This is a genomic window from Thiohalocapsa sp. ML1 (assembly GCF_001469165.1).
Taxonomy (GTDB): domain Bacteria; phylum Pseudomonadota; class Gammaproteobacteria; order Chromatiales; family Chromatiaceae; genus Thiohalocapsa.
Window position 1 is genome coordinate 22,459 of the sequence record NZ_JABX01000029.1, and the last position, 19,084, is coordinate 41,542.

Sequence of the window (19,084 nt, forward strand, 5' to 3'; positions counted from 1 at the left end):
GCGTTGCAAAGCACGTTGGGCGCAAGATCATCGGCACGGCGTTGGGCGCTGATCAGTTCGGAGCTGACCTAAGGCGATTTCTGTCAAACAACATACCGCCTGGTATGTTTTCTTCCGCCAATCGCCTTAGGTGCGGAGGTTCCTCGAAGACGACAAGCCCCCGCATTGGCCATGCCGGCGTCAAGGTGGACCCTCCTCGCGCTCCGCGGCGACACGCAAGGATCGCTTGACGGCGCCGCGTGCGGGCAGATTGACTGTCGGCATGCCGACAAAGGCCGGGAACAGATCCGACAGGGTGTGGCGCGGGCCTTCGCAACACGTTGAAATCCTATGGTGCCGGTGCGGTGGCACGAGCCGTGCTTGCGGGGTTTCGCATGGATCCGCTGCAACACCAGATCGACCGGTTGCGCCCGCGTGCCGAGGCCCTCTGCGCGGCGCTCCGGGACACCGCCGCCGCGCTCTTCGACGAGCCGGACATCATCGCTCACTGCGCCGCCGGCACGGCCCGCTACCGGCTCGAACGGGACGCGGCCAGCGGCGCCGACAGCCTCGTGGCGGAGTGGCTCGACGCCCACGGCTACCGCCTCGGCATGCTGGTCTTCCACGGCGACGGCAGTTGCTTCGGCGAGTACGACATCGTGCGGGCCCATCCCAAGCGGTCGCGCTGGTTCGTCGAGGCCGTGGAGGCCTGGGCCGGCGCCGAGAGCGGCGCAGACGGCGGCCGCATACGCGCCGACTTCAGGCTGCTGGAAGCGCCCTGAGACCGCCGGCCGCAGCCACAGACCGGCCTCCGCGCACTGCGCGACCCTGCCACCGGGAGAGCACGCCATGTCCGCCGCCGCCCATCTCGTCGTGTATCACAAGCAGAGCACCAGCGCGCGCCTGCGCTTCCTGCGGCCCGCGCACGGCGGCATCTGCACCGATGCCGTGCTGCCGGCGACTACGGTGGTGCATCCCGGTGCCTGCGGCGCCGCGGGTGGCCCGGTGCGCCAGCACCCCGGCATATTGTTGCGCAATGCCGAGGCGGCGCTGTCGCTGCCGCGGGGCTGCATCGAGTCCGACGGCGGCTTCCGCTGCCACGTGGTCGCCGACGGCGTCTGCGCCGAGGTGCACCTTGCCCAGTTCAAGGCCATCGATCCGCCCCTCGCCGCGGCCGCCGCGGCGGGGGCGAGCTTCATTGAGCTGAGCCAGGCGCGCGGGATGCCGGCGCCGGAACTGGCCTTGCTGCGGCTCGTCTACGAGCACGTGCTCGGCTGACGGCGGCTGCGGCGCGGCGCGCCAAGGGTTCGGATTTGGCCGCAATCAGCCGCGGGCCGCGGCGGACACAGGCGCCCCGGCGGAGCGGATGGTGGGTGGTGGTGCCGGTGGCTCGTAGTAGGGCGGGTCCGCTTCGGTCGGGGCTTCTGCCGGCATGTCCGCAGCAGGCGCGGACTCCCGGCCGGGCTGCTCGGGCCCTGGCGTGGCAGCGGGGGCCGCCTTGTTGGCAGCATCGGCGCGCACCTTGCTCTCGCTGCGGCGGGGCTCGGGCGCCGCGCGGTCTGCTTTGGCCGCGTCGGTTTCGGCGTTGGCACGGGCATCGGCCGGCGCTTGCTCCGCCCTTGCGGCGTCGGATGCCGCGGCGCCGGAGCCGGCGGTGGCGCCGGGGGCCGGGGGCTGTTCTCGTGCCTGCGCAGGTGTTCTGGACTGCGGGTCCGCCGGTTTGGTGCCGGTCGCTGGCGGCGTCTCCACGCCCGACTCCTCCATGGCCTTGATCTCGGCATCAAGGGCGTCCAGCCCGGTGCCCGTCTTCGCTGCCTCGGCTGCCGCCCGGCGGGCGCGCTGCTCGGCCTGCTCGCGGGCGATGCGCTCGGCATAGTTGCCGTAGTCCGGGCCGTTGCCGACCACCGTCACGGCCGTGCCCGACCCCACGTGCGCGAACACCGCCTCCGCCAATGTCGGCGGCATGCGGATGCAGCCGTGGGAGGCGGGGCTGCCGGGGTTCGGGATCGGTCCCGCATGCATGCCGATGCCGTCGTAGGTCATGCGCATGAAGTTCGGCATGTTCGCGCCGACGAACCGGGCGCCGGCCGGGACGCGGTCCCTGCTGTGGGCACTGCCCTTCAGCACCCGGCCGTCGCGGGCCACGATCTTGCCGTAGAGGTTCGAGCGCTTGTCGCGCACCTTTTCCAAGATCGAGAACTCGCCGCGCGGCGTCGGGTGGTTCGCAACCCCGGTGGCGACGGTGCTCCAGCCGACCGGGTCGTCGCCGGCGAAGAAGCGGGCCGTCTGCTCGTTGGTGTCGATGATAATGCGGGTGAGCTGCCGGCCGTCACCGGACCACTCGTAGAGTTTGCCCGGTTTCGGCTTCGCGGCGGTCGGCTCCTCGGCAGTTGGCTCCGGTGGCTCGATGGTCTCGGCGACGGCGCCCGCGGCCTCGTCTTCCGGCGAGGGCTGCGTCTCCGCGGCGGGCTGCGGCCGGTTGGTCAAACCGGGCGGCAGCTCGGGAAAGCTCATCTGCGCACAGCCGCCGAGCAGGCCGAGCAGCACGACGAGCGCGAATGCACCGCTAAGATGCGCGGCACTGCGGGTGAAGGACAAGTGGGTCATGCGGCTGATCCGGCGGTGACTGGACGGGGCGCTGGGCGCAGACACAGACGTTACCCGATTGCGCCGGGCCGGGCAAAGTCTGGGCTTGAGGGGCGACGGGCGCGAGACCGGGCGGGCAGCCTCGATCGTGGGAGAGATGTGCGCCGATTTGCGGGCCGCGCAAGTGGCGGCGCCGGGTGCGGCGGGCCGAGGCCTGCGTCGATGCGATAGCCCTGATGGAAGATGGCGGTCGGCGTCCGCCCCGCCGGCATGCGACCGGCTTTTTGTTGCGGCTATGCTCGGCATCACAGCAGGCGCGTCACAGCAGGCGCGTCACAGCAGGCGCTTCACAGTAAGCGTTCGATGACAAGGCGCGAATCGACATCCTGAACACCGGGGACATCCGCGGCAATGGATTCGGCCACCGCGCGCTCCGCGGATGAGGCCACCGAGCCGCTCAGGGTAACCTCACCGTCGCTCACCGTGATCTCGATGGAGCGGTCGTTCACGGTGGTGTCGGACCGCAACAACGCCCGCAAACGGGTGCTGATCCAGTCGTCCTTCCGATGCGTCCTTTCGGCGCGGCGCTGTCGCTTGCGCTCGTCGGTGATCAACGCCGGATCGACGCTGATGTAGTTGAAGACTTCATCGACTCCCATCGTGCTCTCCGCCATCGCCGCAAGGCGGTCTTTGGTGGCCAAAGCACCAACCTGGCCGTGCAAGCGCACCACCCCGCTCTCCACCCTTGCCTGCACATCCAGCGGGATGTTGCGGACCTGCCAGCGTAGCCGCTGTTTCAGCCGGGCAGCGGTAGTACGCTCCCGGATCGCGGTGATCAAGCCGCTCTGCTCCTCCGGTATGCGTGTATCCAAGCGCAATCCGGACTGGATGTCGGCCGCTTCCCCGGCGATCAAGCCGGCAAGCTCGGCAGCGAGGTCCGCCTCAATCTGGTTCGCAACAGCACCTTCGAGGCGCAGTCCGGTACCGCTTGGCCGCACCTTGAGCGCGTAGCCGCCTAGTAACGGATTGGCGTCAAGGATCACCTGTGCCTTGGCCGCCGTCTCAGCCTGCTCAAGTGATTCGGACCCCACAGGTCCAGCCAAGGCGCCGAGCGTCAGCACAGCGGCGATGCGTCGCTTAGGCGTCGCGCTACCCTTGAAATCGATCATCGAAGAGCCCTCCCGTGGGAATCTGGAGGCGTGCAAGCGCCTGTCCAGCTAACGGCCGGCCATGGCGACCAGCGCCACCCCGTAGCCCGCAAGGCGCTGCTCGCCATGGCCGTTTCCCTCACCCCGGCCCTCTCCCAGAGCGACCCGGAGGGCGAGGGGGGGCTAAGGCGCGCGCCGCGCGACTTTCATGGTAAAGCGCAAAGCCGCCAGCCCAGCAGGCCGGCGGCTCGTGACGCGGTCTGCGCGTTCGGCCAAACAATGCGCTCAAGCACCTGCGATGCCGGCTCGAACGCGCGCGGCTGGCCGAATCGCAGCCCTAGCGGTTCTCGTTGATCGCCGTCTCGACCCGTTCCGCAAGCATCGGATCGCCTTTCATACCCACGGCGATATCGTTGTACTCTTTCACGGAGATGCCAGCTTCTTCAACGGCTTGCGCCATCTCATTCTGGGCCTCGCGCTGCAGGGATTGAGCAACCTCCGCGCTCGGAGTCTCTGCCAGCTCCGCGGACAGCTCCTCGGAGATTTTCTGCACCGCGAGGAAGGCATCGGCGAAATTCGAGACCGTCGCATCGGCGACCTCCATGGGAGCGCTCGGCGGCGCTTGCATGCCAGCAGCCGGATTCCCGCCTGTACCTTGCTGGGCTACGGCGGTGCCGGTTGCGGCGAGCAGTGCGGCGATTGCAAGGGCCGGAGCCAGTTGCGCACGAGTCTGCGCACGAGTCTGCGCACGAGTCTGTTCACGTGTCATCGTCTTCATGTTGAACCTCCGCTTGGAACGGTTGTGAATGGCAACCTGGAACATTCACTTGCCGTGCCAAGCCTGAAAAAAGACGATGGAGACTGAGAAATCAATGGTCTATGAAATCAACCCAGCGTAGGCGCAAGGGCTGGACGGCCAAGCGACCGAGTCGAAACGACACATGTGTCATCCTGCTACGTGTCATTTGGCCTCCGCTCGTCGAGCTTGCGATAGAGCGTCTTGCGGCCGACTCCAAGGATCTTGGCCGCGCGCTGCTTGTTGCCGTGGGTCCAATCGAGGACCGATCGGATGTAACGCGCCTCGACCTCGGCAAGTGTCCGCCAGTCCTCATCGGCCTGCGGCGCGGCGGGTGATGCGACGGATGGCTCGTCTGCGTGTCCGCGGCCAGAGGTCTCGCTCCGGACGCGCTCCGGCAGGTCATCGAGGCCGATTGCCTCCGCCGGTGCCAGGGTCGCGGCGCGCTCCACCAGGCTCGCCAGCTCGCGCACGTTGCCGGGGTAGCCATAGCTCAGCAAGGCGCGCCAGGCCTCGGGCGCGAAACGCCGCGCGGGGCACTCGCGCGCCACCGTGTGTGTCTGCAAGAAGTGCTGCAGCAAGGCGGCGATGTCTTCGCCACGGGCGCGCAGCGGCGGTACCTGGATGTGGAAGGTCTCCAGGCGGTAGAACAGATCCTCGCGGAAGTGCCCGTTCGCGATGCGCTCGCTGATATCGCGATGGGTCGCGGCGACGATACGCACATCGGTGCTGATCTCGGCATTGGCGCCCACCGGCCGCACCCGGCCGTCTTGCAGCAACCGCAGCAGCTTGGTCTGCATCGCGGGCGGCATCTCGGCGATCTCATCGAGGAACAGGGTGCCGCCGTCGGCCTCGGCGAAGAGCCCTTGGCGCGCGCCGCGTGCACCGCTGAAGGCACCGGCCGCATGGCCGAGCAGCTCGGACTCCAGTAAGGACTCCGGAATGCCGGCGCAATTGAGCGCGACGAACGGCGCCGCCGCGCGCGGGCTCTCGGCGTGCAACGCGCGTGCGACCAGCTCCTTGCCGGTACCGGACTCGCCGGTGATCAGCACGCTGCTGTCGGACTGGGCGATGCGGCGGATCAGGTCATAGAGCACGAGCATTGCCGGGCTCTTGCCGAGCATACCGTGGAAGCTCGCGCCCGCGAGCACCTGCCGATACCGCGCTACCTCGGCCTGCAGTTGCCGGTTCTCCAACACCCGCGCCACCGCGAGTCGCAAATGGTCGAGATCGACCGGTTTGGTCAAAAAATCATCGGCACCCGCCTTGAGTGCGGCCACCGCCTGTCCGATGGTGCCGAAACCGGTCAGTATGATAAAACCGGGTATCGGCGTCAGCGCGCGGGTCGCTTGCAGCACCGCCAGCCCGTCCTCGCCCGGCAGGCGCAGATCGCTCAGCACCAGGGCGATGCTTTGGCGCGCGAGCACGGCGCGCGCCGCGGCGGCATCGGCAACCCCGGTGAGCACATAGCCGGCGTCTTCGAGCTCCTCCAGCAACAACTGCCGATAGCCAAGGTCATCCTCAACCACCAGGATGGTAGGTCGTTCGGTCGGCGTTGCACCAGGCTCAGCGAACATCAGTTGAGCCTCGTCGTTCGGCGTCGGCTCGGGTGCGGCCCGTCAGCGGCAAACCGATCTGGAAACAGGCGCCCGATGCGCGACCGGACTCGATCGTTAGACGACCACCATGCTCGGCAACGGCCGCGCGCGCGACGGCGAGCCCGAGTCCCGTGCCCTGACCGGCAGGTTTGGTGGTGAAGAAGGGCTCGAACAGCCGTTCGACGGCAGCGGCGGCCACCCCGGGCCCGTCATCTTCGACCCGCAGCAGCAGTTGATCCGCGACCAGCTCGGCACTGATCCGGACCCGCGCGTCGGCCGCCTGCAGCGCGTTGTCGAGCAGATTGCCCAATGCCTGCTCCAGACGCAAAGGATCTACGTCGATTCTGAGATCGACCAAGTCGCGGGGCAGCATGACGTCGACACGGAGATCGCGGCGCGGCGAGGCCTGTCGCGAGCGGGTTACAACGCCCTCGATCAACGGCGCAAGCTCGACCGGCCGCCGGCGCGGCGGCCCCTGGCGTGCGAAATCGAGCAACTCGCGCACAATGCTCTCCACCCGGCCCAGTTCTGCCAGCAACCGCGACAGCTCAGCCTTGGCCGGCGACGTCTCCGGCAAGCCGCGCGCGGCGCGCTGGGCACGCCCGGCAACGCTGCCCAGGGGGGTGCCGAGCTCGTGCGCCAAGCCGGCCGCCAGACGCCCGATCGCCGCCAGCTTCTCCGATTGTCGCAGCTCACTCTCAAGCCTCGCCTCGCGTTGACGTTGATCGCGCAGGCGTTGCTCGGAGCTCTCCCAACGCCTGATCATCGCATTGATGCCAACGCCCAGACGGCGGAGCTCATCCGGCCCCTGCTCAAGCACGCGCAGTCCCGGCTCGCCGTTCCCGATCGGCTCCATCGCGCTGGTCAAGGCGCGCACATGGCGACCGACGGCACGATGGTGTCCGACCAGCACGACCAGGACGAAGACGACCGCCAGCAGACCGAGCGCGGCGCCACCGAGCCACTGCATCCGGACCAAATAGTCCTGGAAACGGGATAGGTCGCGCGTCACCTGCAACAGGCCGACCACTTGCCCTGCTGGATCCAATAACGGCAGGAAGAACGAAAAAACGTCGCGGCCGCGACGCTCCTCGAAGCTGCCCTGCGTCCCTTGCGCTGTCACTGCCCGTGCATCGCGACGCCGCTCCAACAAGGGGCTGCGCGGCCCGCTGGTGGCCACCCGCTCGCCGGAGCTGTTGTATACGTAAGCGCCGAACACCTGATCGATCTGAAACACCGAGTCCAGCGCCTCCTGCACGGCCTCGGTATCACCCCGCAGCATCGCCGCCGAGATCGGCAACCGGATCGAGCGTGCCACCAGCTCGATATCGTCCTGCAGGCGCGTGGTCATCTGCTGTTCCAGCTCACGCAGGCCGAGCATGCCGACGGCGACCAGGATGCCGAGCAGCGGCAGGAGGACGAACAACAGGACAGCGTTGCGCAGTGAGCCTAAACCTTTCACCCGGACGATTATCTCCCATGGCGCGCCCTGCTGGCGCAACAGGTGCGGGCGAGCCGCGGGCGAGCCGCGGGCGAGCTTCTAGATCCGGCCGTGAGTGTGCAGGCAAGGCGCCCGCGCTTGCGGGGCTCCCGGCGTTCGGCAGCCCCGCTTGCCGCCGCGCCGGTGCATGTTGACGGCGCATCCCGGCGGCGCTAGCGTACAAGGATCGGGTCAGCGTGGACGCTCCGGGCGGAACGGATTTCCTGTCCGCGGTCGCCCCGCGCGTTGCGGGACGGGGAGCCCGACCCCGCCTACCCGATCCGGAGGTGCGCGTTTTCGGGACGATCCCTAGGGCCTGATCTCGGCCCGCCCGCGGCCGGAGGGACCGCGGGGAGGCGTGCTGAGGCGGGCAGCGACGCCGAGCGGCGTCAATTCATGCCGAGAGTCATCCCGAGCGAGGAATCCGCTATGGCGACTGAAGTGCTTCTCAGCTTTTCCAACGCCGGCCTCGGCTCGATCTTCGCCACGTGGCTGCGCCGCCGGATCATGCGGGCGAAGAGCCTCTTCGATACCCGGTCCGTCTACATGGACAACATCGCCATGCGTGAGCAGGAGGGGACCGAGCTCACCCAGGACCGCCGGTTCCAGGCGGAGTCCTCCGGCATTACCCTGATCGGTGCCCGCAACGCGAGTTGGAACGCGGGATACCTCCAGGCAATGTCCGAGTGCTCGGCCATGATCATCGTGGCGACGCCGGAGTGGGCGCAGAGCCAGTGGACCTGGCAGGAGTTCGCCCAGGCCTCCCTTGAGGCACAACGACGCGGGGGTTCCGGTGGGTTCCGGCGGGTCGCCCTGGCGTTCGACGAGACCGACACAGACACCCGAGCCAAGCTCACGAGCGACGGCTGGAGCCTGATCCCCTGCCGCCGGATCGTTGTTGGCGGGGGGCAGTCCCATGCCGGCATGGACTGCCCCGAGGCGTCCGCCCACCAGGGCGGCTGGGTCATCGGCGAGGCGAATCTGCAGCAGGTGCTGGCAGCCATCTGAGTCCGCCCCGGACGGATCGGAAACGGCCCTTTGGCGGACCTGCCGGGCTCTGTCGGCACGCCGCGAGCTGCGCAACCAGAAGCGCTGCGGCCGCCGGCCCCGCCTTTGCCCCCGGTCTTGAACCGCCGTGTGCTCGTGCAGCCCGTTCGCACCGCAAGGTGCCGGCACCGCTTCGGCGGACGGCGGCGGGTGTCCGGCTCGGCGCCGACGCTGCCGCAGCCCTTGCCCTCAGGCGTGCGCCATAGCGAAGCGCGACCTCGCGCCCCGCGCAGCCGGGCTCCGGCGATCGAGCCAGCGGCGTATCCAATCGTCCACCGACAGCCAGCGGCCGGCACCGATGAAGAACAGGGCCACGAGCATGATCAGGTAGGTGGCCGCAAACTCGATGCCGTTGTTCAGCATGACGAGGCTGCCGTTCTCGGTCAGCCACTCGTAGTTGCCGTACTCGCGCAGGATGTCCTTGGCGCGGTCGAGTCGCTCGATGGCGCCGATGGTGCGCGCGTTGGCGAACAGCGAGCCGGCCCCCTCGGCGATGGCGAGCCAGCCGTGCTGCCAGTGCACCGTGACCATCGCCACGAGCATCGTGACGATCAGCGGCATCGAGATCAGGCGCACGCCGAGCCCCAGTACCAGCAGCACCGCACCTGCGGTCTCGGTGGAGGCCGCCAGAAACGCCAGCAACGTCGGAAACGGCAGGCCCAGGCCCCAGTCGGGGTTGCCGAACCAGGCCACGGTGCTGTCGAAGCTCGCGAATTTCATGGTGCCGGCCATCCAGAAGATGGGCGCGAGATAGAGCCGCAGCAGCAAGGGCGCGATGAAGTCGGCGCGTCGCGTGGCATCGAGCAGACCGCGGGCCTGATGGATCAGCGCAAACATGGTTGTTCTCCGGCGAGGTGGCGAGGTGAAAACGATGGATTCACCGTCGCAGACCCGAGCGGCGCCGGCGATCTTTCATTGGGTGGCCATCCGGCGCGAGCGGCCGGCAAAGAGACGGGCGAGCGGCGGTCCCGGATCGGCGTCCCGCGAGGTCGCGGCGCAGGTTGATCGAGGTGGCTACCGCGTGGCTGACCGACGGGAAGCTGGAGCTTCCGGGGCTGGGGTTGCCAAGCTGGGGCTTGGCAACCAGGGCGAAGGGTTCGTTTCGTTGGGCAAGATAAGCAGTGGGGCGGGCCGCCTCAATTGAGGATGCCTGCTGAGGATGCCTGCTGAGGATGTCTGCTGAGGATGCCTGCTGAGGATGTCTTCGGCTCCATCCGCAACATCGCCGTGCCGGGGAAGGTGCCGTTCGTTAACCGTCCGTTCCCGATGGCTCGCAGGGGCGCCTTCGCCGCCGATGTGATGCGAATCACGGAACCTCCGGCCTAACCGCGACCTTCGGCCGTGCCCGGGCTGACGGGCGACAATCGGTCGAGCCGACAGCGTGCAGATGCAGGAAACCCCTATAAACTGATAGGGGTAACCTGACATGAGACCTGGCCCGGCAACCTGGTGAAGCACGCGCTCCTCGTCGGCATCGATGCCTATCGTACGGATCAACCCCTCGCCGCCCGCACCCCCGCAGCGGTCTTGGAGGACTTGCGTGCGGCGCTTCTGCGGGCCGACGCGGGTGGCTTCGGCGAGGTGCAGACGCTGCTGAATCCGGATCGGGGCAGCCTCGCTAAGACCCTGTTCGAGTTTTACAGCGCGGAGCACGGCGGCGACACGCTGCTGCTCTATATCGCCGCGGCAGGATTGCTCGACCGCGCGGGCCGCACCCATCTGCTGCTGCCGGGCTGGACCGGCGGGCTCGATCCCCGGCACGCCATGCCGATTGCCGCCCTGCTGAACAACTCCCGGCTCAGCGATTGCTCGCGGCGGATCATCCTGTTGGATATCGGTGTCGTCGCTGCCGCGCCCGGGGCAGCGCTACGCCGGGTGTTCGCCGCCGAGGCCATGAAGCTTCCGAACACGGCCGTGCTGGCGAGCGCCGCCAATGCGCCCTTCGTCGCCGTCGCTGGGACCATGCCCCCGCGCCGCCTGCTCGGGCCCTGGCTCGCCGATGTGCTGTCGGCTCAGGACGCTCCAACCGGGCGCTTGCTGACGGTGAACGCGCTGTATGAGCGCCTGCTCCGGGACAGGCCTCCGGATGAGCGCTCCGACGTGCCACGCCTCTGGCTGGGGCACTTGAGCCGGGGGCTTGTGGCCCTCGCCGGCGAGCGGGCAGCCAGGCCGCCCGGAGACGGCGCCGAGGCGGCGCCGGCGCCGGGGGCGCGGGCAGCGGCCGATGCTCGTGCACGGGCGCGCTCGATCCGAGTATTGGTACCGGCCCGCGGCCGACCGCCGCGCCGCACCGCCGCCGGCCAGCCTGGGCAATCCGAGCCGTCGGGCAAGGGCAGCCGGCGCAGGCGTCGGCGCTCGGGCCGCGGCTGGCGCGCCGCCCGTATGCTCGGCCTGACGGGGAGGTTGGCCGGCCTGGTGATGTTGGGGCCCATGGCGCTGTACCTCTCCGGCGAGGGCACACCGCGCGATCTCCAGATGGCCGCGGCCAAGGTGGTGCATCAGATCGCACCGGACGCCTTTCGGAGCCTCTTTGTCGATGGCGTCGGGGCCACCTTTAGTGATGTGCTCGCGAGTGGCGGGCGCGGCCCCGAGCTGGCGGCCTTGCCCGGCGGCTTTTTCATGTTGGGATCCTATGGCGGCGAGCCCGAGCGGCATGCCAGCGAGGGCCCGGTGCACCGGGTCGGCGTCGAGCCCTTCGCGCTCGGCATCGCAGAGGTGACCTTTGCGGAGTACGACCTGTTTGCGACGATGACCGGGCGTGCGTTGCCGCCGGATGAAGGCTGGGGCCGCGGCAACCGGCCCGTGATCAATGTCTCCTGGCCGGATGCCATGGCCTATGCCGAATGGCTCAGCGCCGAGACCGGCAAGCAGTACTTCTTGCCCACCGAGGCGCAGTGGGAATTCGCGGCCCGGGCGGGCACCGACACGCCCTTCGCCACCGGCGGCTGCGTTCATACCGATCAGGCCAACTACAACGGCGTCTTCGACTACGCCGCCTGCGGCGCGCGCACGGGCATCTATCGCGGCCAGACCTTGCCCGCGACGGCGCTGCCGCCGAACCGCTGGGGGCTTTACCACATGCACGGCAATGTCTGGGAGTGGATGAGCGACTGCTGGAGCGCGCGCTACAAGGTCCAGCCCGGTATCCCGCCGACGGCAGAGGAGCCGGCCCACGCGCCACTGCGGCCGGCGGGTCATGCGGGGCGGCGCCTGGCGCTACGAGCCCGGGTATCTGCGCGCCGCCGCGCGGCTGTGGAGCGAGCCCGGCACGCGCAATGCCGACATCGGGTTTCGGGTCGCCCGCGCGTTGGACTAAGCGAAGACGCAGACCCGGCGCGGCTGCCTGCGGGCGACGGCGATACGGTATCCTCTGCGGCTGAACCCAGCCGTCCGCAGCCGCTCGGCCGGGCGCCGTGCCGCCCGCCCGTGCCGCTGCCAGTCGAGACCCGAGCCGATGCAGAGTGAGTACGATCCCGCCGCTGCCGAGACGGCGGCGCAGCAGTATTGGGATGCCAACCGGACCTTCCGCGCCGTCGAGGACCCGGCGCGCGAGAAGTTCTACTGCCTGTCCATGTTCCCGTACCCGTCCGGGCGGCTGCACATGGGCCATGTGCGCAACTACACCATCGGCGACGTCATCGCCCGCTACCAGCGCATGCTGGGCAAGAACGTGCTCCAGCCCATGGGCTGGGACGCCTTCGGCCTGCCCGCCGAGAACGCGGCCATCAAGCACGGCATCCCGCCGTCCGCCTGGACGCGCTCGAACATCGAGACCATGAAGGGCCAGTTGAAGCGGCTCGGCTTCGGCTACGACTGGTCGCGCGAGCTGGCCACCTGCGACCCGGACTACTACCGCTGGGAGCAGTGGCTGTTCACGCGGCTGCTGGAAAAGGGCCTCGCCTACCGCGCCAAGGCCACCGTGAACTGGGACCCGGTGGACCAGACCGTGCTCGCCAACGAGCAGGTTATCGACGGCAAGGGCTGGCGCTCCGGCGCAACCGTGGAGAAGCGCGAGATCGAGCAGTGGTCCGTGCGCATCACGGCCTATGCCCAAGAGCTGTTGGACGCCATCGACACCCTAGACGGCTGGCCGGAGCAGGTGCGCACCATGCAGCGCAACTGGATCGGGCGCTCCGAGGGCGTCTACATGGAATTCGGCATCGCGGGCTCCGACGAGCGCCTCGGCATCTACACCACGCGCCCGGACACCGTCATGGGCGTCACCTACGTCGCCGTTGCCGCCGAGCACCCGCTGGCCCGCGCCCGCGCCGAGCAGGACCCGGCGCTTGCCGCCTTCATCGACGAGTGCCGCAAGGGCGGCACCACGGAGGCGGAGCTGGAGACCATGGAGAAGAAGGGCCATCGGCTGGGCCTCGACGCGGTGCATCCCATCACCGGCGCGCCGGTGCCGATCTTTGCGGCCAACTTCGTGCTCATGGGCTACGGCACCGGTGCGGTCATGGCGGTGCCGGCGCACGATCAGCGCGACTGGGAGTTTGCCGAGCGCTTCGACATCCCGAAGCAGCAGGTCATCGTCAGCGCGGACGGCAGCGACTGCGGCATCGGCCAGGGCGCCTATGTCGAGAAGGGGGTGCTGGTTGAATCCGGCCCCTTCGACGGCCTGACCTCCGCGCAGGCCTTCGACGCCATCGCCGCCTGGCTCGCCGAGCGTGGCCGGGGCGAGAAGCGCGTCAACTTTCGCCTGCGCGACTGGGGCGTCTCGCGCCAGCGCTACTGGGGCTGCCCGATCCCGGCGGTGCGCACCGCCGACGGCGGCGTGCGGCCCGAAACCGATCTGCCGGTGCGGCTGCCGGAGGATGTCGTCGTGGACGGCGCCGGCTCGCCGCTCAAGCGGATGCCTGAGTTCTACGCGCTGCCCGACGGCGAGGAGCGCGAGACCGACACCTTCGATACCTTCTTCGAGTCGAGCTGGTACTACGCCCGCTACTGCTCGGCGGACTGCGACACGGCCATGCTGGACGAGCGCGCGAAGTACTGGCTACCGGTGGATCAGTACGTCGGCGGCGTCGAGCACGCGGTGCTGCATCTGTTGTACGCGCGCTTCTTCCACAAGCTGATGCGCGACGAGGGCCTGGTGGATTGCGACGAGCCCTTCGCGAACCTGCTGACCCAGGGCATGGTGGTCGCCGAGACCTGGTATCGCGAAGGCGCGGATGGCAAGCGCACCTGGTTCAACCCCGCCGACGTTGAAGTCACCCGCGACGACAAAGGCAAGCTCATCGGCGGCACGCTGAGGGCGGACGGCGAGCCCGTGACCTTCGGCGGCGTCGAGAAGATGTCCAAGTCCAAGAACAACGGTATCGATCCCGAGGCACTCATCGAGCGCTACGGCGCCGACACGGTGCGCCTCTACACCATGTTCACGGCACCGCCGGAGCAGTCGCTCGAATGGTCCGACGAGGGCGTGGAGGGCGCCGCGCGCTTCCTGCGCCGGCTCTGGGCGCTGGCGGCCGGCAGCGCGGAGGCCGTGCGCGGCGCCACTGCTCCGGCTGCCGACCCGGCCATCGCCGATGCGCGCCGCGATGTCCACGCGGCGCTGAAGAAGGCGCTGTTCGACTTCGAGCGCAAGCAGTTCAACACCGTGGTGTCCGGCTGCATGATGATCGTGAATGTGCTCTACAAGCTCGATGCCGAGACGCCGGCCGGTGCCGCGCTGCTGCGCGAGGGGCTCGGCATCGTGCTGCGGCTGCTCGCGCCCATTGCACCGCATGTCACGCATCAGCTCTGGCGCGAGCTCGGTTTCGGCAATGACGTGCTCGCCGCCGGCTGGCCGGCGGTGGATGCGGCCGCGCTGGTGCAGGAGCACGTGCAGTACGTCGTGCAGGTCAACGGCAAGGTGCGCGGCAAGGTGCAGGTGCCGGCGGACGCGCCGCGCGAGGCCATTGAGGCCGCGGCGCTGGCCGATGAGAACGTGCGCCGCTTCATCGAGGGCGTCACGGTGCGCAAGGTCATCGTCGTGCCGAACAAGCTGGTGAACGTCGTTGCGAGCTGAGCGCGTGGCCTTGGAGCCTTGTTGCCCGGCGCCGCGCAGCCTGGCCCGGCGGCGCCTCGCGGCGGCCCTGCTGGCGCTGCCCGCCGTCGCCGTCCTCGGCGGCTGCGGTTTTCAGCTCCGCGGCGCCGTGGACATCCCGCCGGGCCTGAGCCCCGTTGCCGTGCGCGGCGGCGGCCTCGTCGGGCGCAGCATCGAATCGCGCCTGATCGCGAGCGGCGTGCCCACTACGGCGACCCCGACCAACGCGGGCATGGTCATCGACATCCTGGCCGACGAGCGCGATTCCCGCGTCGTCGCCGTGGATTCCAACGGCAAGGCGCTCGCATTCATGCTGACATCTCGTGTGCGCTTTGCCGTGCTGGATGCGCAGGGCGTGCCGCTGGTGGAGCCGCAGCGACTGACGCTGGAGCGCACGTTCGACGACAACCCGGATGCGGCGGTGCTCGGCAAGGAGCAGGAGTCCGACATCATCTACTCCGACATGGCCGACGACGCGGCGGATCAGGTGATCTTTCGCCTGCGCGCCGCGCTCGCGCAGCGCCCCGGCGCCGGCTAGGCGGAGCGCGGCGCGCAGCGGCCCGGTATGCAGCTCGACCCCACGCAGCTCGAGGCGGCGCTGAGCCGCGGTCTGGCGCCGATCTATCTGCTGTTCGGCGACGAGCCGCTGCAGCTCGGCGAGGCCGCCGCTGCCGTGCGCTCGGTCGCCCGCAGCCGCGGCTTCGGCGAGCGCACCTGCCTGGAGGCCGACGCGCAGTTCGACTGGTCGGCACTGACCAACGCCACGGCGTCGCTGTCGTTGTTCGCGGAGCGACGCCTGATCGAGGTGCGCCTGGCCGGCGACGGCGTCGGCCGCGACGGCGGCGAGGCGCTCCGCCGCTACTGCGCCGGCGCCGCGGATGATGTGCTGCTTCTGGTCATCGCCCCGCGGCTCGACTGGAAGACGCTGACCTCCAAATGGGCGCAGGCCGTGGATGCTGCCGGCGTCATCGTGCAGGTGCGCCAGCTCCAGGGGCAGCGCCTTAGCCGGTGGCTCGCGGGGCGCCTGGAGCGGGCCGGCTTTCGGCCCGATGCCGATGCGCTGGCCGTGCTCGCGGAACGCGTCGAGGGTAACCTGCTCGCCGCCGCGCAGGAGATCGAAAAGCTCAAGCTGCTGCGCGAGCCCGGGCCGCTCGACGCTCAGGCGCTGCTCGCGTCCGTCGCCGACAACGCCCGCTACGACCTCTTCGACCTCACCGATGCCGCCCTGGCCGGCGACCGCGCCCGCGCCGACCGCGTGCTGCGGGTGCTGGCGGCCGAGGGTACCGCCGCCCCGCTGGTGCTGTGGGTGCTGGCGCGGGAGCTGCGCAAGCTCGCGGCCGTGGGCTTTGCGCTCGCCAATCGCCGGGACGTTGCGGCGGTGCTGCGCGAGCATAAGGTGACGCAGTATCGCTCGGAGTCGGTGCTGGCCGCGGCGCGCAGGTTGCCATTGGTGCGGCTGTGGGCGCTGCTCGCGCGCTGCGCCGACGCCGACCTCGCCATCAAGGGCCGCGGCGATGCCGAGCCCTGGTCGGTGCTGGCCGAGATCGCCGATGGGCTGGCGCTGGCCGCGCGGGGGAAGGGCTAAGGGGAAGGGCCCAGGGCCGCGGAGGCGCGTTTTGCACATCGTCAGGGTCGCATCCTCGCCCCAGAGCCCTCGGCCCTTTCCGCCCCGCCCCGCGTCGGGGACAATGCCCCCACACGCTTGCCGCCGGAGGCCAATCCATGCATGAGCCAGAGATAACAGACGTCGCCGCCTACATGGCCGCTGTGGGCGCGCGCGCCCGCGCTGCCGCCCGCGCCGTGGCCCGCGCCGAGACCGCGGCCAAGAACAGGGCGCTGGCAGCGATGGCCGCTGAACTCGATGTAGCCCGCGACATCCTCGGCCAGGCCAACGCCGCGGATCTCGAGGCCGGCGCGGCCAAGGGCCTTGATGCCGCGCTGCTCGATCGGCTCGCGCTGACGCCGCCGCGCATCGACGCGATGATCGAAGGCCTGCATCAGGTCGCCGCTTTACCCGACCCGGTGGGCGCCATCACCGGGCTCGACTACCGTCCGTCCGGCATCCAGGTGGGCCGCATGCGGGTGCCGCTTGGCGTCGTCGGCATCATCTACGAGTCGCGCCCGAACGTGACGGCCGATGCCGCGGCGCTGTGCCTCAAGGCCGGCAACGCCGCGGTGCTGCGCGGCGGCTCCGAGGCGTTTGCGTCCAACTGCGCCATCGCCGCCTGCATCCGGCGCGGGCTCGCCGAGGCAGGTCTGCCGGAGGACGCCGTGCAGGTGGTGGCGACCACCGACCGCGCCGCGGTCGGCGCCATGATCGCGAGCCCGGAGCACATCGACGTCATCATCCCGCGCGGCGGCAAGGGCCTCATCGAGCGCATCAGCCGCGACGCGCGGGTGCCGGTCATCAAGCATCTGGACGGCATCTGCCACGTCTACGTGGACGACCGTGCCGATCTCGACAAGGCGCTCGCGGTGGCCATGAACGCCAAGACCCAGCGCTACGGCACCTGCAACACCATGGAGACGCTGCTGGTGGCCGCGGGCGTCGCCGGCGAGTTTCTGCCGCGCGTCGGCGCGGCACTGGCGGCGGCCGGGGTGGAGCTGCGCGGCTGCGAGCGCACGCGCGCCGTGCTCGGCAGCGCGCTGCCGGCCACCGAGGCGGACTGGGATACCGAGTACCTCGCGCCCATCCTGGCGATTCGCGTTGTCGACGGCCTGGATGCGGCCATCGACCACATTGAGCGCCACGGCTCGCACCACACCGACAGCATCGTCACCGAGGACTATGGCCGTGCGCGGCGCTTCCTGCGCGAGGTGGATTCCAGCTCCGTGATGGTGAACGCGTCCACGCGCTTTGCCGACGGCTTCGAGTACGGGCTCGGCGCCGAGATCGGCATCAGCACGGACAAGTTCCACGCGCGCGGGCCGGTGGGCCTTGAAGGGCTCACGTCGCAGAAGTACATCGTGCTCGGCGATGGGCACGTGCGCCGCTGACGGACGTGGCAGCGCGGACGTGCCGGTTCGCATGCCCGACCAGCGGCGGCTGCCAAGTCCGGCGGGTTTCTGGTATGGTCCGTGGAAATTGCCCATTGCGCAGGCAACCAATTGATCGCACGCCCACCGTGCAGCCTTTGCCAGCCTTGATCCAGCCGACGTTCTGCCGGCCCTCGCGTGCGTGCTTAAGGCTCGCAAGCCCGCTGTCCCCTGCGCCCACAGGCGCGCCCAGCAGCGTTCCTACCCGGCGGCATGCCCAGCGTGCAACGCGCCGCCTGTGCACCGGCCCCGCTGCCGGTGCCCCCGCCCGCGGCGGCGCCCTCGCGATGATCGGCCTGTTCGGCGGCGCCTTCGACCCGATCCACTTCGGCCATCTGCGCGCCGCGCTGGAGGTCCGCGAGGCCCTCGGGCTGACCGAGGTCCGGCTCCTGCCGCTCAACGTCGCCGTGCATCGCGAGCAGCCCGCCGCCGACGGGGCGTTGCGCCTGCGCATGGTGCAGGCGGCCATCGCGGGCGTGCCCGGGCTGGTCGCCGACGACCGGGAGCTGCGGCGGTCCGGGCGCTCCTACACCGTGGACACGCTGACCGATTTCCGCGCGGAGCTCGGGCCGGATGCGCCGCTGTGCCTGCTGGTCGGCGGCGACGCATTCAACGGCTTCCTCGAATGGCATCGCCCGAGGGACATCCTGACGCTGGCCCATATCGCCGTGATGCGCCGCCCCGGCAGCGTGCTGCCGCGCGACGCGGAGCTGCGCGAGGAGCTGGAGCGGCGCCGCACCGAGCGGCCGGCGGATTTGCACGCGGCGCCTGCGGGGCGCATCTGGCTGCAATCGGTGACGCAGCTCGACATCTCATCCACCCGCATCCGCCGCGCGCTGGCGTCCGGCGCAAGCCCGCGTTTTCTGCTGCCGGACGCGGTGCTGGACCTGGCCGAGGCGGCGGGATGCTATGCGGGGCCAGCCGGCCCGGCGCTTGCGCGTGAATCCGAATTCAACACTTAAGCCCAGAGGGGACAAGATGCAGCTTGAGCAACTGAAAGACCTGGTCGTAGAGACGCTGAACGATATGAAGGCCCGCGACATCGTCATCATGGACGTGCGCGGCAAGACCGCGGTGACGGACTACATGATCGTCGCCTCCGGCACCTCGGACCGCCACGTGAAGGCCGTTGCCGAGACCGTTGCTTACCGCGCCAAGGAGGCCGGCGAGCCACCGCTCGGCACCGAGGGCGTCGCGGAGGGCGAGTGGGCGCTGGTGGACCTGAACGGCGTCGTTCTGCACGTGATGTTGCCCAAGGTGCGTGACTTCTACAATCTGGAGCGGCTCTGGTCGGCGCCGGCGCTGGTGTCCGACGCGCCGCCGCTGCAGAGCGCTGCGGCGGGCCGCTAGCGCGCGGCGGCAGGCCCCGAGCGGGGCCGCGCC

The 19,084-nt window shown here is 69.7% G+C and carries 16 protein-coding genes and 1 pseudogene; 11 read left to right on the forward strand and 6 right to left on the reverse strand.

Features of this window, described 5'->3' with window-relative positions; translation table 11 throughout:
• Window positions 1-374 precede the first annotated feature (374 nt).
• Both ML01_RS17480 and ML01_RS17485 read left to right on the forward strand, forming a co-directional pair.
• On the forward strand, window positions 375-761 hold the full coding sequence (locus ML01_RS17480) for a hypothetical protein (protein ID WP_058556689.1): 387 nt from the start codon (window positions 375-377) through the stop codon (window positions 759-761).
• Between the two features lie 67 nt (window positions 762-828).
• Window positions 829-1,257, forward strand: a complete 429-nt coding sequence (locus tag ML01_RS17485; RefSeq protein ID WP_058556690.1) for a hypothetical protein — start codon at window positions 829-831, stop codon at window positions 1,255-1,257.
• A gap of 45 nt (window positions 1,258-1,302) precedes the next feature.
• Here ML01_RS17485 and ML01_RS17490 read toward each other — a convergent pair whose 3' ends face one another.
• The 5 genes from ML01_RS17490 to ML01_RS17510 form a co-directional block, all read right to left on the reverse strand.
• A complete protein-coding gene (locus tag ML01_RS17490; protein WP_058556691.1) occupies window positions 1,303-2,586 on the reverse strand; it encodes a L,D-transpeptidase in 1,284 nt (427 codons plus the stop codon).
• A 326-nt stretch (window positions 2,587-2,912) separates the two neighbouring features.
• Window positions 2,913-3,734 carry a BON domain-containing protein gene (locus ML01_RS17495; protein WP_058556692.1) on the reverse strand — a complete coding sequence of 274 codons (822 nt, stop codon included), beginning with the start codon at window positions 3,732-3,734 and terminating at the stop codon, window positions 2,913-2,915.
• A 316-nt stretch (window positions 3,735-4,050) separates the two neighbouring features.
• Window positions 4,051-4,491, reverse strand: a complete 441-nt coding sequence (locus tag ML01_RS27520) for a DUF4168 domain-containing protein (protein WP_162268044.1) — start codon at window positions 4,489-4,491, stop codon at window positions 4,051-4,053.
• 176 nt (window positions 4,492-4,667) lie between these two features.
• Complete coding sequence (locus tag ML01_RS17505; RefSeq protein WP_058556694.1) at window positions 4,668-6,086, reverse strand: sigma-54 dependent transcriptional regulator; 1,419 nt, start codon at window positions 6,084-6,086, stop codon at window positions 4,668-4,670.
• Window positions 6,076-7,533, reverse strand: a complete 1,458-nt coding sequence (locus ML01_RS17510) for an ATP-binding protein (protein WP_254045293.1) — start codon at window positions 7,531-7,533, stop codon at window positions 6,076-6,078. Before ML01_RS17510 ends, ML01_RS17505 begins: the two co-directional genes overlap by 11 nt.
• Window positions 7,534-8,016: 483 nt before the next feature.
• On the opposite strand from ML01_RS17510, the gene ML01_RS17515 reads away from it, so the two are divergent.
• A complete protein-coding gene (locus ML01_RS17515) occupies window positions 8,017-8,595 on the forward strand; it encodes a hypothetical protein (protein WP_058556695.1) in 579 nt (192 codons plus the stop codon).
• A 228-nt stretch (window positions 8,596-8,823) separates the two neighbouring features.
• Here the strand turns inward: ML01_RS17515 and ML01_RS17520 are convergent, their stop codons facing one another.
• Entirely contained in the window at window positions 8,824-9,471 is a 648-nt protein-coding gene (locus tag ML01_RS17520) for a DoxX family protein (RefSeq protein WP_058556696.1), read from the reverse strand.
• A gap of 1,638 nt (window positions 9,472-11,109) precedes the next feature.
• Here ML01_RS17520 and ML01_RS31415 point away from each other — a divergent pair.
• The 8 genes and pseudogenes from ML01_RS31415 to rsfS all read left to right on the forward strand — a co-directional run.
• A pseudogene (locus ML01_RS31415) lies at window positions 11,110-11,754 on the forward strand (formylglycine-generating enzyme family protein); the annotation flags it as partial.
• Between the two features lie 76 nt (window positions 11,755-11,830).
• Complete coding sequence (locus ML01_RS31420; protein ID WP_371258221.1) at window positions 11,831-11,950, forward strand: SUMF1/EgtB/PvdO family nonheme iron enzyme; 120 nt, start codon at window positions 11,831-11,833, stop codon at window positions 11,948-11,950.
• A gap of 138 nt (window positions 11,951-12,088) precedes the next feature.
• Complete coding sequence (leuS, locus tag ML01_RS17530) at window positions 12,089-14,647, forward strand: leucine--tRNA ligase (protein ID WP_058556698.1); 2,559 nt, start codon at window positions 12,089-12,091, stop codon at window positions 14,645-14,647.
• Between the two features lie 4 nt (window positions 14,648-14,651).
• Window positions 14,652-15,203 carry an LPS assembly lipoprotein LptE gene (lptE, locus tag ML01_RS17535; protein WP_254045294.1) on the forward strand — a complete coding sequence of 184 codons (552 nt, stop codon included), beginning with the start codon at window positions 14,652-14,654 and terminating at the stop codon, window positions 15,201-15,203.
• 27 nt (window positions 15,204-15,230) lie between these two features.
• Window positions 15,231-16,250 (forward strand): DNA polymerase III subunit delta, encoded by a 1,020-nt coding sequence (holA, locus tag ML01_RS17540; RefSeq protein ID WP_058556700.1) that lies wholly within the window; start codon window positions 15,231-15,233, stop codon window positions 16,248-16,250.
• Between the two features lie 137 nt (window positions 16,251-16,387).
• Window positions 16,388-17,662 (forward strand): glutamate-5-semialdehyde dehydrogenase, encoded by a 1,275-nt coding sequence (locus tag ML01_RS17545; protein ID WP_058556701.1) that lies wholly within the window; start codon window positions 16,388-16,390, stop codon window positions 17,660-17,662.
• Between the two features lie 326 nt (window positions 17,663-17,988).
• Window positions 17,989-18,663, forward strand: a complete 675-nt coding sequence (gene nadD / locus ML01_RS17550; protein ID WP_058556702.1) for a nicotinate-nucleotide adenylyltransferase — start codon at window positions 17,989-17,991, stop codon at window positions 18,661-18,663.
• Window positions 18,664-18,679: 16 nt separating this feature from the next.
• Window positions 18,680-19,051: a ribosome silencing factor gene (gene rsfS / locus ML01_RS17555; protein ID WP_058556703.1), complete on the forward strand. Its 372-nt coding sequence runs from the start codon at window positions 18,680-18,682 to the stop codon at window positions 19,049-19,051.
• The last annotated feature ends 33 nt before the right edge of the window (window positions 19,052-19,084 follow it).

What these genes read in the sequence shown, in the direction of transcription:
- ML01_RS17480 (WP_058556689.1), top strand. Translation starts at nt 375, where the DNA reads ATGGATCCGCTGCAACACCAGATCGACCGGTTGCGCCCGCGTGCCGAG.
- ML01_RS17485 (WP_058556690.1), top strand. Translation starts at nt 829, where the DNA reads ATGTCCGCCGCCGCCCATCTCGTCGTGTATCACAAGCAGAGCACCAGC.
- ML01_RS17490 (WP_058556691.1), bottom strand. Translation starts at nt 2,586, where the DNA reads ATGACCCACTTGTCCTTCACCCGCAGTGCCGCGCATCTTAGCGGTGCA.
- ML01_RS17495 (WP_058556692.1), bottom strand. Translation starts at nt 3,734, where the DNA reads ATGATCGATTTCAAGGGTAGCGCGACGCCTAAGCGACGCATCGCCGCT.
- ML01_RS27520 (WP_162268044.1), bottom strand. Translation starts at nt 4,491, where the DNA reads ATGAAGACGATGACACGTGAACAGACTCGTGCGCAGACTCGTGCGCAG.
- ML01_RS17505 (WP_058556694.1), bottom strand. Translation starts at nt 6,086, where the DNA reads ATGTTCGCTGAGCCTGGTGCAACGCCGACCGAACGACCTACCATCCTG.
- ML01_RS17515 (WP_058556695.1), top strand. Translation starts at nt 8,017, where the DNA reads ATGGCGACTGAAGTGCTTCTCAGCTTTTCCAACGCCGGCCTCGGCTCG.
- ML01_RS17520 (WP_058556696.1), bottom strand. Translation starts at nt 9,471, where the DNA reads ATGTTTGCGCTGATCCATCAGGCCCGCGGTCTGCTCGATGCCACGCGA.
- ML01_RS31420 (WP_371258221.1), top strand. Translation starts at nt 11,831, where the DNA reads ATGCGGGGCGGCGCCTGGCGCTACGAGCCCGGGTATCTGCGCGCCGCC.
- leuS (WP_058556698.1), top strand. Translation starts at nt 12,089, where the DNA reads ATGCAGAGTGAGTACGATCCCGCCGCTGCCGAGACGGCGGCGCAGCAG.
- holA (WP_058556700.1), top strand. Translation starts at nt 15,231, where the DNA reads ATGCAGCTCGACCCCACGCAGCTCGAGGCGGCGCTGAGCCGCGGTCTG.
- ML01_RS17545 (WP_058556701.1), top strand. Translation starts at nt 16,388, where the DNA reads ATGCATGAGCCAGAGATAACAGACGTCGCCGCCTACATGGCCGCTGTG.
- nadD (WP_058556702.1), top strand. Translation starts at nt 17,989, where the DNA reads ATGATCGGCCTGTTCGGCGGCGCCTTCGACCCGATCCACTTCGGCCAT.
- rsfS (WP_058556703.1), top strand. Translation starts at nt 18,680, where the DNA reads ATGCAGCTTGAGCAACTGAAAGACCTGGTCGTAGAGACGCTGAACGAT.